The sequence below is a fragment of the Microbacterium sp. X-17 genome, from assembly GCF_039615055.1.
This window is the reverse complement of sequence record NZ_JBDHNI010000006.1, coordinates 198335-212920: the sequence shown is the minus strand read 5'-3', so window position 1 is coordinate 212920 and position 14586 is coordinate 198335. Positions and strand designations below refer to the sequence as shown.

17 protein-coding genes are annotated in these 14586 nt (G+C 70.2%); 8 read left to right on the top strand and 9 right to left on the bottom strand.

All coding sequences use genetic code 11. The features are described from left to right. Positions 1-6: 6 nt before the first annotated feature. From flgK to ABCS02_RS27110, 4 genes are all read left to right on the top strand, one after another. Positions 7-1437, top strand: coding sequence for a flagellar hook-associated protein FlgK (flgK, locus tag ABCS02_RS27125; protein WP_345838815.1), 1431 nt, complete (start codon positions 7-9; stop codon positions 1435-1437). Positions 1438-1444: 7 nt separating this feature from the next. Beyond that, positions 1445-2329 carry a flagellar hook-associated protein FlgL gene (flgL, locus tag ABCS02_RS27120; RefSeq protein WP_345838814.1) on the top strand — a complete coding sequence of 295 codons (885 nt, stop codon included), beginning with the start codon at positions 1445-1447 and terminating at the stop codon, positions 2327-2329. Next, positions 2326-2682: a flagellar assembly protein FliW gene (locus ABCS02_RS27115; RefSeq protein ID WP_345838813.1), complete on the top strand. Its 357-nt coding sequence runs from the start codon at positions 2326-2328 to the stop codon at positions 2680-2682. Before flgL ends, ABCS02_RS27115 begins: the two co-directional genes overlap by 4 nt. Before the next feature lie 98 nt (positions 2683-2780). After that, a complete protein-coding gene (locus tag ABCS02_RS27110) occupies positions 2781-3212 on the top strand; it encodes a flagellar protein FlgN (protein WP_345838812.1) in 432 nt (143 codons plus the stop codon). Positions 3213-3219: 7 nt separating this feature from the next. Here ABCS02_RS27110 and ABCS02_RS27105 read toward each other — a convergent pair whose 3' ends face one another. Both ABCS02_RS27105 and ABCS02_RS27100 read right to left on the bottom strand, forming a co-directional pair. Continuing rightward, positions 3220-4008, bottom strand: a complete 789-nt coding sequence (locus ABCS02_RS27105; RefSeq protein WP_345838811.1) for a sigma-70 family RNA polymerase sigma factor — start codon at positions 4006-4008, stop codon at positions 3220-3222. Positions 4009-4225: 217 nt separating this feature from the next. Then, positions 4226-5473 carry a serine hydrolase domain-containing protein gene (locus tag ABCS02_RS27100; protein WP_345838810.1) on the bottom strand — a complete coding sequence of 416 codons (1248 nt, stop codon included), beginning with the start codon at positions 5471-5473 and terminating at the stop codon, positions 4226-4228. Between the two features lie 181 nt (positions 5474-5654). Between ABCS02_RS27100 and ABCS02_RS27095 the strand changes: the two genes are divergently transcribed. Further along, complete coding sequence (locus tag ABCS02_RS27095; RefSeq protein WP_345838809.1) at positions 5655-6068, top strand: DUF4383 domain-containing protein; 414 nt, start codon at positions 5655-5657, stop codon at positions 6066-6068. Between the two features lie 32 nt (positions 6069-6100). Next, positions 6101-6610: a hypothetical protein gene (locus ABCS02_RS27090; RefSeq protein WP_345838808.1), complete on the top strand. Its 510-nt coding sequence runs from the start codon at positions 6101-6103 to the stop codon at positions 6608-6610. A 23-nt stretch (positions 6611-6633) separates the two neighbouring features. Here ABCS02_RS27090 and ABCS02_RS27085 read toward each other — a convergent pair whose 3' ends face one another. Both ABCS02_RS27085 and ABCS02_RS27080 read right to left on the bottom strand, forming a co-directional pair. Beyond that, a complete protein-coding gene (locus ABCS02_RS27085) occupies positions 6634-6990 on the bottom strand; it encodes an FHA domain-containing protein (RefSeq protein WP_345838807.1) in 357 nt (118 codons plus the stop codon). A 94-nt stretch (positions 6991-7084) separates the two neighbouring features. Continuing rightward, complete coding sequence (locus tag ABCS02_RS27080) at positions 7085-8389, bottom strand: AAA family ATPase (RefSeq protein ID WP_345838806.1); 1305 nt, start codon at positions 8387-8389, stop codon at positions 7085-7087. A gap of 92 nt (positions 8390-8481) precedes the next feature. On the opposite strand from ABCS02_RS27080, the gene ABCS02_RS27075 reads away from it, so the two are divergent. Both ABCS02_RS27075 and ABCS02_RS27070 read left to right on the top strand, forming a co-directional pair. Continuing rightward, the gene (locus ABCS02_RS27075) at positions 8482-9522 is read left to right on the top strand and encodes a hypothetical protein (RefSeq protein ID WP_345838805.1); all 1041 of its coding nucleotides are present in this window, start codon (positions 8482-8484) and stop codon (positions 9520-9522) included. An 84-nt stretch (positions 9523-9606) separates the two neighbouring features. Next, positions 9607-10986, top strand: a complete 1380-nt coding sequence (locus ABCS02_RS27070) for an amino acid permease (protein WP_345839174.1) — start codon at positions 9607-9609, stop codon at positions 10984-10986. A gap of 3 nt (positions 10987-10989) precedes the next feature. Here the strand turns inward: ABCS02_RS27070 and ABCS02_RS27065 are convergent, their stop codons facing one another. The 5 genes from ABCS02_RS27065 to rpmB all read right to left on the bottom strand — a co-directional run bounded on the left by ABCS02_RS27065 (position 10990) and on the right by rpmB (position 14345). Beyond that, positions 10990-12963, bottom strand: a complete 1974-nt coding sequence (locus ABCS02_RS27065) for a cytochrome c oxidase assembly protein (protein WP_345838804.1) — start codon at positions 12961-12963, stop codon at positions 10990-10992. Between the two features lie 128 nt (positions 12964-13091). After that, positions 13092-13376, bottom strand: coding sequence for an HU family DNA-binding protein (locus ABCS02_RS27060; protein ID WP_308457987.1), 285 nt, complete (start codon positions 13374-13376; stop codon positions 13092-13094). A 256-nt stretch (positions 13377-13632) separates the two neighbouring features. After that, on the bottom strand, positions 13633-13938 hold the full coding sequence (rpsN, locus tag ABCS02_RS27055; protein ID WP_345838803.1) for a 30S ribosomal protein S14: 306 nt from the start codon (positions 13936-13938) through the stop codon (positions 13633-13635). Between the two features lie 3 nt (positions 13939-13941). After that, entirely contained in the window at positions 13942-14109 is a 168-nt protein-coding gene (gene rpmG / locus ABCS02_RS27050; protein WP_055922173.1) for a 50S ribosomal protein L33, read from the bottom strand. Continuing rightward, complete coding sequence (gene rpmB / locus ABCS02_RS27045) at positions 14109-14345, bottom strand: 50S ribosomal protein L28 (protein ID WP_018188988.1); 237 nt, start codon at positions 14343-14345, stop codon at positions 14109-14111. Before rpmB ends, rpmG begins: the two co-directional genes overlap by 1 nt. Between the last annotated feature and the right edge of the window lie 241 nt (positions 14346-14586).

The window sequence follows — 14586 nt, the reverse complement described above, 5'->3', positions numbered from 1 at the left end:
ACGACCGTGTCCGGCAACCTTCTCGGCTCCCTCAACACCGCCTTCTCCGGCCTCGCCGCCGCTCAGGCCGGCATCGAGATCACCGGCGACAACATCGCCAACGCGACCACCCCCGGCTACGTCCGCCAGCAGGTCGACCTGGAGGCCGTCGGCGGCCCCGCCCAGGTCGGCCCCTTCGCGCAGTCGGTCGCCGCAGGCCAGGGCGTGCGCGTGGCCGGCATCGTCCAGCTCGGCTCGTCCCTGCTCGACGCCCAGGCCCGCTCCGCCGGCGCCGCCGCCGGCTACAGCAGCGTCACGGCCTCGGGGCTGAGCGCGCTGGAGTCCACCCTCGGCGAGCCGAGCGGCGACGCCATCTCCGGCTCGCTCTCGAAGTTCTGGTCGGGCTGGCAGGACGTGTCCAACCAGCCGGGCGCGCCCGCCCCGGTCGCCGCCCTGCTCGGCAAGGCGGGCTCCCTGGTCGGGCAGATCGCGACCGCCTACCGCTCGGTGCAGTCGCAGTGGTCGCAGACCCAGCAGGACCTGGCGACCACGTCCGCGCAGGTGAACGCCGACGCCTCCAAGGTCGCCCAGCTCAACGGTCAGATCCGCTCGGTGGCCGCATCCGGCGGCGACGTCAACGCGCTCATCACCCAGCGCGGCACCCTCCTGACCGAGCTCGCCTCGCTCTCCGGCGCGTCCGTCGTGAACAACGCGGACCAGACCGTGACCGTGAGCATCGGCGGCGCGAACCTGGTGCAGGGCACCATCGCCCGGTCCCTGTCGGTCACCGGATCGACCACGTTGGAGGGCGCCGCAGGGTCCCCGGCCGGAGTGCAGTGGTCCGACGGCGTCGGCCCGGTCTCGCTCAGCTCCGGGAAGCTCGCGGGCGACCTCGCGCTCCTGGCGCCCGCCACCGCGTCCGGCAACGGCGGAGCCATCGCGGAGACCGCGGCCAAGCTCAACACCCTCGCGACCTCCCTCGCCCAGCAGGTGAACGCCGTCAGCGTCACCGGGACGACCTCCACCGGCGCCACCAACGTCGCGTTCTTCGGGATGTCGGCGAGCGGCCCCGCGGCGCTCGGCCTGAGCGTTCTCGCGACCGACCCGTCGGGTGTCGCGGTCGCGGCCGTGGGCGCCGGCGCGGCCGACGGCTCGATCGCCGACGCGATCGGGCAGCTCGGCACCGGCGCGGGCTCGCCCGACGTCGCCTGGTCGACGGGCGTCATCGCGCTCGGCACCGCGACGAGCAACGCGACGCAGCAGTCCACGCTCGATCAGAGCGCCCAGGCCGCCGCGACGGGCGCGCAGTCCTCGCAGGAGTCGGTCAGCCTGGACGAGGAGAACATGAACCTGATCGCGTACCAGCACGCCTACCAGGGCTCGGCGCGCGTGATGACCGCACTCGACTCCATCCTCGATCAGCTCATCAACCACACCGGACTCGTCGGATTGGGATAGGCCGAACATGTCATTCCGTGTCACAGAGTCGACGCAGCTCGTGTCGGCCCAGCGCAACCTCCAGCTCAGCGCGCAGAGGCTCAACCAGCTCAACGAGCAGGTCGCCAGCGGGCTCGCGATCAGCAAGACCTCCGACGACCCCGCGGGCGCCGCGACCCTGCTCGACCTGCAGCGGCAGCTCGCGCAGAACACGCAGTACCAGCGGAACGCCGGCGACGGGACGGCCTGGCTCGCGACCGCGGGCACGGCGCTCTCGTCGATGAACGACACGCTCAACCAGGTCCGCGACCTGACGGTGCAGGCCGCCAACACGGCCACGCAGACCCCGAGCTCGCGCACGGCCATCGCCACCCAGCTCCAGTCGCTGAAGCAGACGCTGCTGACACTGGCGAACACGCAGTACCAAGGCCGCAACGTCTTCGCGGGCACCTCCGACACGGGCACAGCGTTCAACCCCGACTACTCCTTCAACGGCACGGCCGGGTCGTCGGTGAACCGGCGCGTCGGCACGGACACGACCGTCCGGGTCGACGTCGACGGCTCGTCGGTGCTCGGCGCGGGGCCGTCCTCGGTCTTCGCGCTGATCGACACGATCGCGAGCACCGTGAGCAGCGGAGGGGACGTGAGCGGGCAGCTCATCGCGATCGACGCCGTGGCCTCGAACATCCGCGGCGCCGAGGCGACCGTCGGCAGCGCGCAGAACCAGCTCACCGGAGCAACCTCGGCGCTCACCACGCAGGCCACGACGCTGCAGACCACCCAGAACGGAATCCAGAACGTGGACGCCGCGCATGCCATCCTGGAGATGCAGACGCAGCAGGTCGCCTACCAGACCGCCCTGGCCGTCACAGCCAAAAGCATCCAGCCGACCTTGATGGACTACCTCAGATGACAGTGCAGATCAGCTTCCAGGAACCGCTCGCCGGCCTCGGGTCGTTCACCGAGTACGACTTCGCCCCGCTCGACGGCGCGCGCGACACCTACACCCTCCGGGCGAGCGCGCAGCCGGCGATCCGGCTGTTCCTGGTCGACGCGGCGGCCTATCTGCCGGACTACGTGGGGGAGCTCGACCGCCCCGCCGACCCGGAGTCCGGCGTCTTCCTCGTCGTGACGCCGCACGCCGACGAGGTGACGGTGAACCTCCTCGCGCCCATCCTCATCGACCCGGTCACGCGCACCGGCGCGCAGGTGATCGCCACGGACGACCTCGACCGGGTGCAGGTGCCGCTGCGCCGGACGGCCTGAGAAACCCGCCCTCGGTTCGCGCCGGGACGGCAAGTAGTGTGTACGCAACGCGGGCTGCGGTCCGCACACCCGGGTGCGCTTCACGAATGGAACCAGCGATGACGACGAACGAGGCGAACGAGCTGACGGCGCAGCTCTGGCGTCAGCGGGAGCTCCTGGAGATGCTGCTCTTCAAGTACGAGGAGGAGCGGCTGCTGCGCACCGCCGGCATGACCCGCTGGCTCGCCCACGCCTCCCGCGAGATCGACGTCGTCACCGGACGCCTCGGGAAGTCCAGCCTCTCGACCGCCGTCGCCATCTCCAGCCTCGGCGAGTCCTGGGGACTGCCTCCCGGCGCCCTCCTGCGCGACCTGGCCGAGGGCGCGCCGAGCCCGATGTGGGCCGAGATCTTCACCGACCACCTGCGCGCCCTGGTCGAGGTCATCACCGAGATCCGCGAGGTGCGGGCGCAGACGACCGCGACCTACCGCGCGAACGGCGACATCGACCACACCGAGCAGAGCGCCCGGCTGATCGACACCGTCCTCTGACGAGCGGTCAGGCGGTGACGCGGGTGACCGCGGACGGGTGCGCGGTGAACTCCGCGAGCTTCGCGAGGTAGGCCGACCGCTTCGTGCGGGGGTTCCGGTCGGGCAGCGGGAGCACGCCGGAGTCCCGGTCGAAGTGCAGGAGCCAGCCTTCGTGCAGCAGCTTCATCGCCTCGCTCCGCGCCAGCGACACGGCCGCGTGCGTGACGCCGAGCTCGGCGGCCACGTCCTTGACCTGCCGGTCCTCGAAGAAGAGCCGGGTGACGATCAGGTGCAACCGCTCGGGCAGCGCCTCAACGGCCGCACGCAGGAACGTCTCGCGCTCCGACGTCTCGGCGGACTCCTCCGGACCGAGGATCGCCGAGACCAGCTCCTCCGACCGCTCCTCGATCGCGACCGGCCCGGTCGCGGACTCGCGGAGCGTGGCGACGACCGTCGCGCGGTCGACGCCGAGGGAGACGGCCATCTCGTCGATGGTGGGCGTCCGGCCGAGCGTCTGGTAGAGCCCGTCCCGGATCGCCAGCGTCTCCTTGATCGTCTTGCGGGTGCCGCGGGAGACCCAGTCCTGCGAGCGCAGCTCGTCCGCCAGCGCGCCGGAGATGCGGGTGCGGGCGTACGCGCCGAACGGCACGCCGCGGTCGGGGTCGAAGGAGCGGGACGCCTGGAACAGGGCGAACTGGCCGGCGGAGGCCAGCTCATCCCTGTCGAGATGGGTGCCGCGGTTGCACAGGTCGGAGACGATGTAGCCGACGAGCGGCAGGTGCTCGATGACGAGCTGATCGCGCGAGTGTGTGTTCACGTGTTCCTCTGTCGTTCGCGGTCCTAGGGCATGGACCACGGCGGGTTTCGGTGGGTGTAAATCACGCTCGGGTGCGCACTTCACCTCAGCGCCCGGTTAGGGGGTAGACGCTTCGGCACTCTTGAAATTAGCGGGCTGACCAGCATCCTGTAACGACCCAAGTCGGGTGACAAATGAATGCATTGCATTCGCGGAGGCATCCGCTATGCTCCGGCCGTCAGCCCGCGGCGGCCTTCGCCGGGCAGGGCGCCGCGGCCTTCATCGCGGCCGTGGCCTGGTCCTCCGACCAGGGCAGCGACGCCACCACCTTCGCGCCCTTCTGCACCGCGGGAACCTTCGACGCGATCGACGCCAGCCGCTCGGCCAGCGCCTGCGCGAACCCCGCGCCCGGCGTCGAGTCGTTGAGCGCCACGACGACGGTCAGGCCGGACGACGGGTCGGCGTACGCCGCCGACAGGTAGCCGGGGACGGCCCCCGATGCGCCGCGCAGCGGCCCGACGACCTGAATCCCGAGCCCGTAGCCCAGCCAGGACGCGCCGGCGGAGACCGTCCTCACCTGCGCGTCCGCCGAGCTGCTGCTCAGCAGCGAGCCGCCGGCGAGCGCCTGCGCGAACACCTTGAGGTCTGAGACGTTCGACACCACCCCGGCCGCCGTCCAGCCCAGCGACGGCGACAGCAAGGTGATGTCCTGCGGTTTGTCGCACACAGGAGCGCCGGTGGCGTCGAGCGGGGCGACATAACCCGCGGGATGGGGGCCGGGCACCGTGTGGACGCTGTCGTCGGGGAGGACGCTCGCCGCCATCCCGAGCCGGCCGAACACGTAGCTCTGGTAGAGCTGCTCCCAGTTGCGGCCTGCCGCGTTCTGCAGCGCCATCCCGAGCAGCAGCGCGTTCGTCTGCGAGGGGGAGAACTTCTCGCCCGGGTTGCCGGTCCGTGCCATCGCGACGCCGTCGCTCACGAGCTCCAGCGGCGGCCAGTAGCGCTCCGGGTTGGCCAGGAACTCCCGGCGCAGGGCCGACGCGTAGTCGCCGAAGCCGGAGGTGTTCTGGCACAGCTCGCGCAGCGTCACCCCGCCGACGCCCACGAGCCCCGGAATCCACTGCGCGACCGGGTCGTCGAGCTCCACGGTGCCTTCGTCGACCAGTTCGAGGAGCACGGTGCACGTCATCGCGGTGGTGACCTGGCCCGCGCGGAACGTCATGCCGGGAGTCACGGGCACGGACCCGCCGCGGGTCGTGGTCCCGATCGCGGTCGTCCAGGTCCCGGCCCACGGGGCCCACACGCCGACGAGGGCCGCCGACCCTCCGGAGAGCGCGATCGCGTCCGTCACCGCCGCCGTGAGCCGCGTCACCGTGGCCGACGGGAGGGCGCCCTGCCGCTGCGGCGGGAAGTCGGGGTTCGCGCCGGTGTTGCCGCACGCGGCGAGGGTGAGGGCGAGGACGGCGGCGGAGGCCGCGAGAACCACTCGGCGGAGACTGCTCCCTCGTCCCATCGCATCCCCCCGACGCTCCTGTGGCAGCGATTGTAGCGTGCGGCGACGTCCGCGCGGAGTCCCCGCGAACCGTGTCCAATCCGATCGGCCGCCCGCCCCGAATCCCTGGATGAGGCGCGCACGCCGCGCGCCGTCTTCCAAGGAGGAACGACACATGCGCACATCACCGAACCGCCTCGTCGCCACCATCTTCGGCGCCGTCTACCTGCTCGTCGGCCTGCTCGGCTTCGCCTTCACCGGCGGCGTCGGCTTCGTCGCGACGAAGGGTGGCCTGATCCTCGGCATCTTCGAGGTCAACCCGCTGCACAACGTCGCCCACCTGCTGATCGGCGCGGCGCTGCTCATCGCCGGCCTCACCAGGGCAGCGGCGGCGAAGGCCGTCAACACGACCGTGGGAGCGGTCTACCTGCTCCTCGGCATCGTCGGCTTCTTCCTGGTCGGGACCGGTGCGAACATCCTCGCCCTGAACACCCCCGACCACTTCCTCCACTTGGTGAGCGCCATCGTGCTCCTCGGTGTCGGTCTCGGCGCCGAGCGGACTGTGCGCTCCTCTTCGGTCGCCGCCTGACCGACCGGGCCACGGCGCTTCCCATGAGCAGGATGAAGGGGTCAGCCCCGGTCGCTCCGGCGACCCGGGCCTTCCTCGCCGTGGCCGCGCTGGGGGCGGGGCTGCTTCACGCGGCCCTGGCCCCCAGCGCACCTCTCCCGCTGCTCGCGCTCCTGGTGGCCGTCGCCGCCGCGGAGCTGACCTGGACGGTGCTCACACTCTCGCGCGAGCGACCTCCCCTGTTCGGCCTGATCCCGGCACTGGCGCTCGCGCCGCTCGGGATCTGGGCCGCGCTCGCCACGGCCGGCGCCACGGCGACGTCGGGCACGGTGCTCACGCTCCCCCTCCTGCCGATGGGCGTGGCATCGCTGCTCGACGTCGTCGTCGCGGCGATCGCCGCGGTCGTCCTGCGGCGCGGCCGCCCCGCGCGGCACGCGGGCAGCGCGCTGCGGTTCGTCTCGGCGCTGCTGGTCAGCGCGTGCGCGGTCTGCGCGGTGACCATTCCCGCGCTCGGGGCCACCGACGCGGGGGTCGCGGCGGTGACGGTGCACCACCACCACTGAGAGCTGAGCTCAGCTCCGGCGGCTCAGTTCCGGCGGCTCAGCGCGAACGACGCGTTCCCGAACCTCACGATCGACCCGGGATCGACCTCGTGCCGCGTGTTCGGATCGCACGCGAAGGTGCCCTCGCCCGGGTAGGTGATCGTCGTCCCGTTGGCGGAGCCGAGGTCCATCACCCAGAAGACCCCGTCGTACTGCCCGAACGCGAGGTGCGCGCGGGAGACCGACTTGGCGTCGTCCGCCACCGTCACCAGCTCGACGTGTGCGGGGTCGTCGAACTCGGTGCCCGGCGTGTGGGATGCCGGATTGCGCCCGATCACGCCGTTGCCCGACGTCTCGACGTGCTGCCCGTCGCTCAGATCCAGTGCGAACATGACCGCCATCGGCGTCTCCTCTCGTCGGCGCACCCGAAAGCGCCCCGCCCAGCATGCCATGACGGAGGCCGCGCTCCCTAGGATCGGGCCGGAGCCCGCCCGGTCACTCCGCCGCGATCGGCACCCGCATCGACCGGGCGTCGCGCATGAAGCGCTCCACGTCCGGGTCGACCGTGATGTCGCTCGGCCGCAGCGGGCGGGTCAGGTAGAGGCCCTCCAGGCTGGTGATCCGGCTCAGCGCGACGTAGGTCTGGCCCGAGGTGAACGCGCGCGTGCCGAGGTCCACGATGGCGGCGTCGTACGTCTTGCCCTGCGACTTGTGGATGGTGACCGCCCACGCGAGCCGCAGCGGGAACTGCGTGAACTCCGCGACCACGTCCTTGGTGAGTTTCTTGGTCTCGGGGGAGTAGCTGTACTTGTACTTCTCCCAGATCGCCGGCTCGACCTCGTGCACCTCGCCGTCGACGTCCACGTACACGTTCGAGTCGATGCGGGTGACGGTGCCGATGGTGCCGTTGACCCAGCGCGGCCCGTCGCCCTGGCCGACGTCGTTGCGCAGGAACATCACCTGCGCGCCGACCTTCAGCTCCAGCACCTCGTCGGCCGGGTAGTTGCGGCCGCCGAAGTCGCCGCTCACCTCGGCCTTGGCGGTCAGCGGGCGGCCGGGCAGGTGCTCCAGCGCCTGCGCGTTGATGCGGTTCACCGTGTCGTTGCGGGTCGCGAGCGTGATCGTGCCGTCCCGCGGCGCCGGACGCGCGCCGACCTCGTTGAGCCGGTCGGCGATCTCCTTCGTGACCTGCCCGTGCCGGACGGCGTTGAGCATGTAGCGGAAGTCCGACTCGTGCTGCCGGTGGACCTGCAGCAGCTCGACGATCTGGAGGTCGGCCTCCCGCCACACCTTCGCGTCGAAGAACCACATCGAGCGGTAGGTGTCGGCGAAGTAGGCGCGCTCCTCGTGGTCGCCGGGCACCGGGGCGAGCTGATACGGGTCGCCGAACAGCACGATCTGGACGCCGCCGAACACCTCCCTCGGCCGCTGCCGGGCCTGACGGAGGCTGCGGTCGACCGCGTCCATCAGGTCGGCGTTCACCATCGAGACCTCGTCGATCACGAGCGTGTCGACGCTGTTCAGCAGCTTGCGCAGCTCGCTGGTCTGGTCGATGTCGTGGTCGGCGATCACCCCGATCGGCAGCTTGAAGAGCGAGTGGATGGTCTGGCCGCCGACGTTCAGCGCGGCGACGCCGGTCGGCGCGGCGATGACGATCGACTTCTCGGTGTTCCACGAGAGGTGGTTGAGCAGCGTGGACTTGCCGGTTCCGGCCCTGCCCGTCACGAACACGTGGTCGCGCGTGTGCTCGATCAGCTCGAACACCGCCCGCTGCTCGGGCGAGAGCGAGAGTCCGCCCATCCGGATCCCTTCCCTCGCGCGACCTGCCGAACTACTCTAACCCCGCGTGCAGCGCCAGGGCGGCTTATCCACACGCCCATAGGATGGCAGTCATGGGTGGGGACGGCAGGGTCGGCGGACTCCGACCTGTGCTGCTCTGGGCGGGCGTCGGCGTCCTCCTCGTCGCCGCATTCCTCGCGGCGCTCGGCGCCGTCCAGCGGACCTTCTACAGCCCGGAGGGCTTCGTCTCCGCCTACGTCGGCGCACTCGCCTCGCACGACCTGACCAGCGCGCTCGCCATGCCGGGCGCCGCTCCCACGAAGGAGGCGCTGGCCGCTGCCGGGCTGCCGGGGGACGCCTCCGCCGAACTGCTGCGCTCCGACCTGCTCCCGGACTACACCGGCACCCGCGTCGTCTCCGACACCGCCGGCCCGGGCGGCCGCCGCACGGTCACCGTGCACGTCGTCGCGGACGGCCACCCGGTCACTGCCGCGTTCGAGCTCCGCCAGACCGGCGCCGTCCTCGGCCTCCTGCCGACCTGGGAGTTCGCACGCACGCCGGTCGGTGTCGCGCACATCACCGTCGCTCACGCGCAGACCTTCACCGTCGGCGGCCGGACCCTGAGCCCGCGCGCCGCCGCCCCGTCGCAGCCGGCGAGCGCCTTCAGCGTGAGCGCCGGCTACCTGGTCCCCGCGCCGTCCCTCTACGCGCTGGGCCACTCCGACCGGTACACGCACGCCGCGACGGTGGACGTGGCGACCGCGCCGGGCGCCACAGTGGCGGCGACGGTCGACGCACAGCCCAACGACGCTTTCACCGCGGCCGTCCAGAAAGAGCTGAACGGCTTCCTCGACGAGTGCGCGAAGCAGCAGGTCCTCCAGCCCGCGGGATGCCCGTTCGGCGTGGTGATCGACGACCGCGTGCAGGGTGCGCCCACCTGGAAGATCACGCAGTACCCCGAGGTCCACCTCGTGCCGGGCGACACCTCCTGGACGATGTCGCAGGCGGTCGGGATCGCCCATCTCTCCGTCACCGTGCAGTCCATCTTCGACGGCAGCATCGAGCACCGGGAGTCCGACGAGAAGTTCGCCGTGTCGCTGACCAGCGTGGTCATCCGGCCGGACGGCTCCCTCGACATCGTCGTGGGACAGTAGGCTCGCGTTCCATGTAAAATTCCGGATGTGAACACTGACGTTTCCCCCGGTCTTCAAAGCAACCTCAAGCGGCGCCACCTGTCGATGATCGCCATCGCGGGCGTCATCGGCGCCGGCCTCTTCGTCGGATCCGGCGCCGTCATCGAGCAGGCCGGGCCGGCCGCGGTGCTCGCCTACGCCTGCGCCGGACTCGTGGTCATCCTCGTCATGCGCATGCTGGGCGAGATGGCGGCGATGAACCCCGACACCGGCTCGTTCTCCACCTACGCCGACCGGGCGATCGGCCGCTGGGCCGGCTTCTCGATCGGGTGGCTCTACGCGTGGTTCTGGATCATCGTCCTCGGCATCGAGGCGACAGCCGGCGCGCTCATCTTGGGCCGCTGGGTTCCCGGCATCCCGCAATGGCTGTGGGCGCTGGCGCTGATGATCGTCCTGACGCTCACGAACGTGATCTCGGTGAAGTTCTTCGGCGAGTTCGAGTTCTGGTTCGCCGGCATCAAGGTGGTCGCCATCGTCGCCTTCCTGGTGCTGGGCGTGCTCGCGATCGCCGGGCTGCTGCCGGGCGTCGCCGCTCCCGGGATGGACAACCTGCTCGGTCACGGAGGTCTGTTCCCGAACGGTCCCGCCGCCTTGACCACCGCGATCCTGGTGGTGGTGTTCTCGTTCGTCGGGGCCGAGATCGCGACGATCGCCGCGGCCGAGACCTCCGACCCTGCGCGCGCGGTGCGCTCCGCCGTCCGGTCGGTGACCTGGCGCATCCTGGTGTTCTACGTCGGCTCGATGCTGGTCGTGGTCACGCTGCTGCCGTGGAACAGCGCGAGTGTCGCGACCAGCCCGTTCGTTGCCGTGATGGAGGAGCTGCACCTGCCCGCCGCCGCGACCGTGATGGATGTGGTCGTGCTGACCAGCGTCCTGTCCTGCCTCAACTCGGGGCTCTACACGGCCAGCCGGATGCTGTTCTCGCTCGCCGGCCGCGGCGACGCCCCCGCATCCTTCTGCCGCACCAGCGCGTCGGGAACGCCCAGGGTCGCCGTGCTGGCCGCCACCGTCGTCGGATTCGTGACGGTCGGGCTCAACTACCTCTGGCCGGACACGGTGTTCCTGTTCCTGGTCAACTCGTCCGGCGCGATCGCGCTGTTCGTGTGGCTCGCCATCGCCGTCTCCCAGCTCCGGATGCGCCGCCGCCTCGAAGGCGCCGGGGTCGCGCTCACGCTGAAGATGTGGCTGTTCCCCGCGCTCACCTGGCTCACCATCCTCGGGATCGTCGCGCTCCTGGTCGGGATGCTGTTCCTGGAGGAGGCGCGCAGCCAGCTCCTGCTCTCCGGCTCGCTCGCGGTCGCGCTGGTCGCGATCGGGGTGTGGCGCTATCGCGGAGCCCGTGCGCCCCTTCCCGGCGTGGACGATCAGCCAAAGGCTGCGTCGCCGACTCTGACGCCGAGTCCCTCCACGGGGCACACGGAGTAGCGCCTACCGCTGCGCCGTGCCGTCCCGCGCCGCGAGCCGCGCGAGCTGCTCGTTGTACGCCTTCAGCTCCGCGTCGTTGGTGCGGTCGGCGTTCCGGTCCTGCCGCTTGGTCTCGCGCTCGTCGCTGCGGCTCCACTGGATGGCCACCACGATCGCCAGGATCACCGTCGGGATCTCGCCGACGCTCCACGCGATCCCGCCGCCCGTCTGCTGGTCGACCAGCGGCGTCGCGCCCCAGGTCCGGCCCATCGTGCCGAACCAGTCCGCCAGCAGCAGGCCGTGCATCTGCATGATGGACAGCCCGAAGAACGCGTGGAACGCCATCGTGCCGAGCAGCAGCAGCAGCCGGAACGGGTACGGCAGCCGGTACTTGACCGGGTCGATGCCGATCAGCGATTGCACGAACAGGTAGCCGGTGATCAGGAAGTGCACGACCATCCACTCGTGCCCGATGTGGTCGGTCGTCGCCCAGCGGATGAGCGGCGTGTAGTAGAACGCCCACAGCGACCCGGCGAACAGCCCCGCCGCGACGAGCGGATGCGAGATGATCCCCGCGAACCGCGAGTGCACCGCGAGCAGGATCCACTCGCGGCCGCCGCGCGTGCCGTCCTGACGTTTGCGGATCGCCCGGACCGCGAGCGTCACCGGCGCACCCGGCACCAGCAGCAGCGGGACCGCCATCGTCAGGACCATGTGCGCCGACATGTGCGCCGAGAACAGGTACTTCTCGTAGACGTTCACACCGCCGTTGGTGATGTAGAAGAGCAGGGCGATGCCGAGCGTCCACAGCACCGTGCGGTAGATCGGCCACTTGTCGCCGCGCTTGTGCAGCCTCCACACGCCGGCCAGGTAGAAGAACAGCGCGAAGCCGCAGCCGAGCACCCAGAGCAGGTCGAAGTTCCACGTCGTGAAGAGCCGGCCCCAGGTGAGCTCCGGCGGGAGCTTATCGCCAGTGAGGATCTCCGCGGGCGTCGGCGTCGCGGCCCGGGTCTGCGGCACCGGCGTCACGGTGCGGGCGAGCGCCGCGGCCACGCCCGACGCGATGCCCATGAAGGCCAGCTCGGCGGTGACGATCCACCAGAACGTCCTGCCCTCGCCCAGCCGCTTCAGCCGGTCGATGAGGACGCGGCGCTGCATGAGCCCGAACAGCCCGAGGACGACAAGCGCGGCGACTTTGACGAGCACCAGGATGCCGTACGGCGTCGCCAGCTCGGCCAGCGTCCCGACACGCAGCTCGGCGTTCACGTAGCCCGACGTGGCCACGACGATGAAGCAGATCAGCGCGATGCTGGAGTACCGCTCCAGCACCGTCACCAGCCGGCCGTCGCCCAGCGCGCGCTTGATGACGATGAGGGTCAGGAGGCCGCCCAGCCAGATCGCGGCGAACAGAACGTGCAGCCCGAAGGAGGTCACCGCGGCGTCGTGGCCCGCGGCCTCCGAGCTGTGCCCCTGCTGCGCCATCGGCACGACCGCGGCCATCGCCAGCAGCGTGACGAAGACGATCGCCGTCTGGTTGCGCACCGCGAAGCAGAGCACCGTGACGGCGGCGGCGATCAGCGTGATGCCGAGCCAGGCCTGACCGAGCGACACGCTGGTGATGAACGAGCTCAGCCCGTTGGTGAAGGTCTGGTCGAACGACCACGGCACGTTGGCGACGCTCACGAACGTGAACAGTCCGGTCACGGCGGAGGCCACCGTCATGATCGCGGCGCAGGCGGCGGCGAAGTCGAGCGCCGTGCCGTACTCGTCCCTGCCGGTGTTGAACGCGAAGCAGGCCAGGACCAGGGCGCCGACGGTCCCGGAGAGGCTGAGGTTGACGACGAGCGTCGAGATCGGGAGGCCCCAGCGCACCAGCGCGCCGGGATCGAGCAGCAGGGGTGCGGCGGCCCCTCCGCCGAAGGACAGCGCCGCGACGACGGACACGAGAGCGGCCGCCAGCAGCACGGCGGGACCGATCACGCGGAGAAGTCTGGGCACCCGTCAAGCCTACGTCTCCGCTGCTGTACGCCCGCCCACAGCACAGCGGCGCCGATCCCTGTCGGCACAACGGAACGGGGGCGGCGCCGCAGTCGCGACGCCGCCCCCGTGGAGCCTGGTTCAGGCTGTTACTTGACGGCAGCCTTGAGCTTGGAGCCCGCGGTCAGCTTGACGCGGTGGCCGGCCGGGATCGAGATCTCGGCGCCGGTCTGCGGGTTGCGGCCGGTGCGAGCGGCGGTCTCGGTGCGCTCGGCGGCGAGCCAACCCGGGATGGTGACCTTGCCGCCACCCTTGACGGTCTCGCTGATCGTGGCGAAGAACGCGTCGACGACGCTCGAGACGGTGGCCTGGCTCTGACCCGACGCCGCGGCGACGGCAGCAACGAGCTCGGTCTTGTTCAGGTTGTCAGCCATTGAGTGTCCTCCTCGGACCTTGTGCTGGTAGTTCAGCTGTCTTGTGGAACGGTTGAGGCCACAGGGGGCCGTAACGTTTGGTCGGTTGACCGCCTCGAATGTATCAGAATCCCGCGGAATTACGCGGATTCTCGCGGATTTTTCGCCTGTTGACAGGGCGTGTCCAGCCCCGGGGACGACGAAGGGGCGCCCGGCGGATGCCGGACGCCCCTCCAAAGGGTGTCGCTCGCTGCTTCTCAGCAGCCGACGCTGGGTGTTACCAGCTCGACTTGGTGATGCCGGGCAGCTCGCCTCGGTGCGCCATGTCGCGGAAGCGGACACGCGAGATGCCGAACTTGCTGAGGTTTCCACGGGGACGGCCGTCCACCGCGTCGCGGTTGCGCACGCGGATGGGGGAGGCGTCGCGGGGAAGCTTCTGGAGCCCGAGGCGCGCGGCCTCGCGGGACTCGTCGGTGCCGTTCGGGTCGACGAGCTGCTTCTTCAGCTCGGCACGCTTCGCGGCGTAGCGCTCGACGATGACCTTACGCTGCTCGTTCTTGGCGATCTTGGACGTCTTGGCCATGGTTTAGCGCTCCTCTCGGAAGTCGACGTGCTTGCGCACGATGGGGTCGTACTTCTTGAGCACGAGGCGGTCGGGGTCGTTGCGGCGGTTCTTCTTGGTCACGTAGGTGTAACCGGTGCCCGCCGTCGAACGGAGCTTGATGATCGGACGGATGTCCTGCTGCTTCGCCATTAGATCTTCTCCCCACGGGCCAGGAGGTCCTTGACCACGGACTCGATGCCACGGGCGTCGATGACCTTGATGCCCTTGGCGCTCAGCGTCAGGGTGACGTTACGACGAAGAGACGGGACGTAGTACGTCTTCTTCTGGATGTTCGGGTCGAACCGGCGCTTCGTGCGACGGTGCGAGTGCGAGATGTTGTGCCCGAAGCCGGGAACGGCTCCAGTCACCTGGCACACTGCTGCCATTGCTTTCTTCTCCAATACCGTGATGCCTTCCGGCACCACCCAAGGTCACTTGTCGGCGCACGACTTCCCACGCGTTTTCGTTGTGGGGGTTCGTACACGGCTAACGGAGTGGGAGGAGCCCACTCAGCCAAACATCCATGCTACGGCATCGGGCAGGGCGCCGCCAAATCGCGGATTCGGTTGTCCTCACCAGCTCCCCATGTATATACTTTAGATGCCAACCCGCTCCTCCACGTGAGGG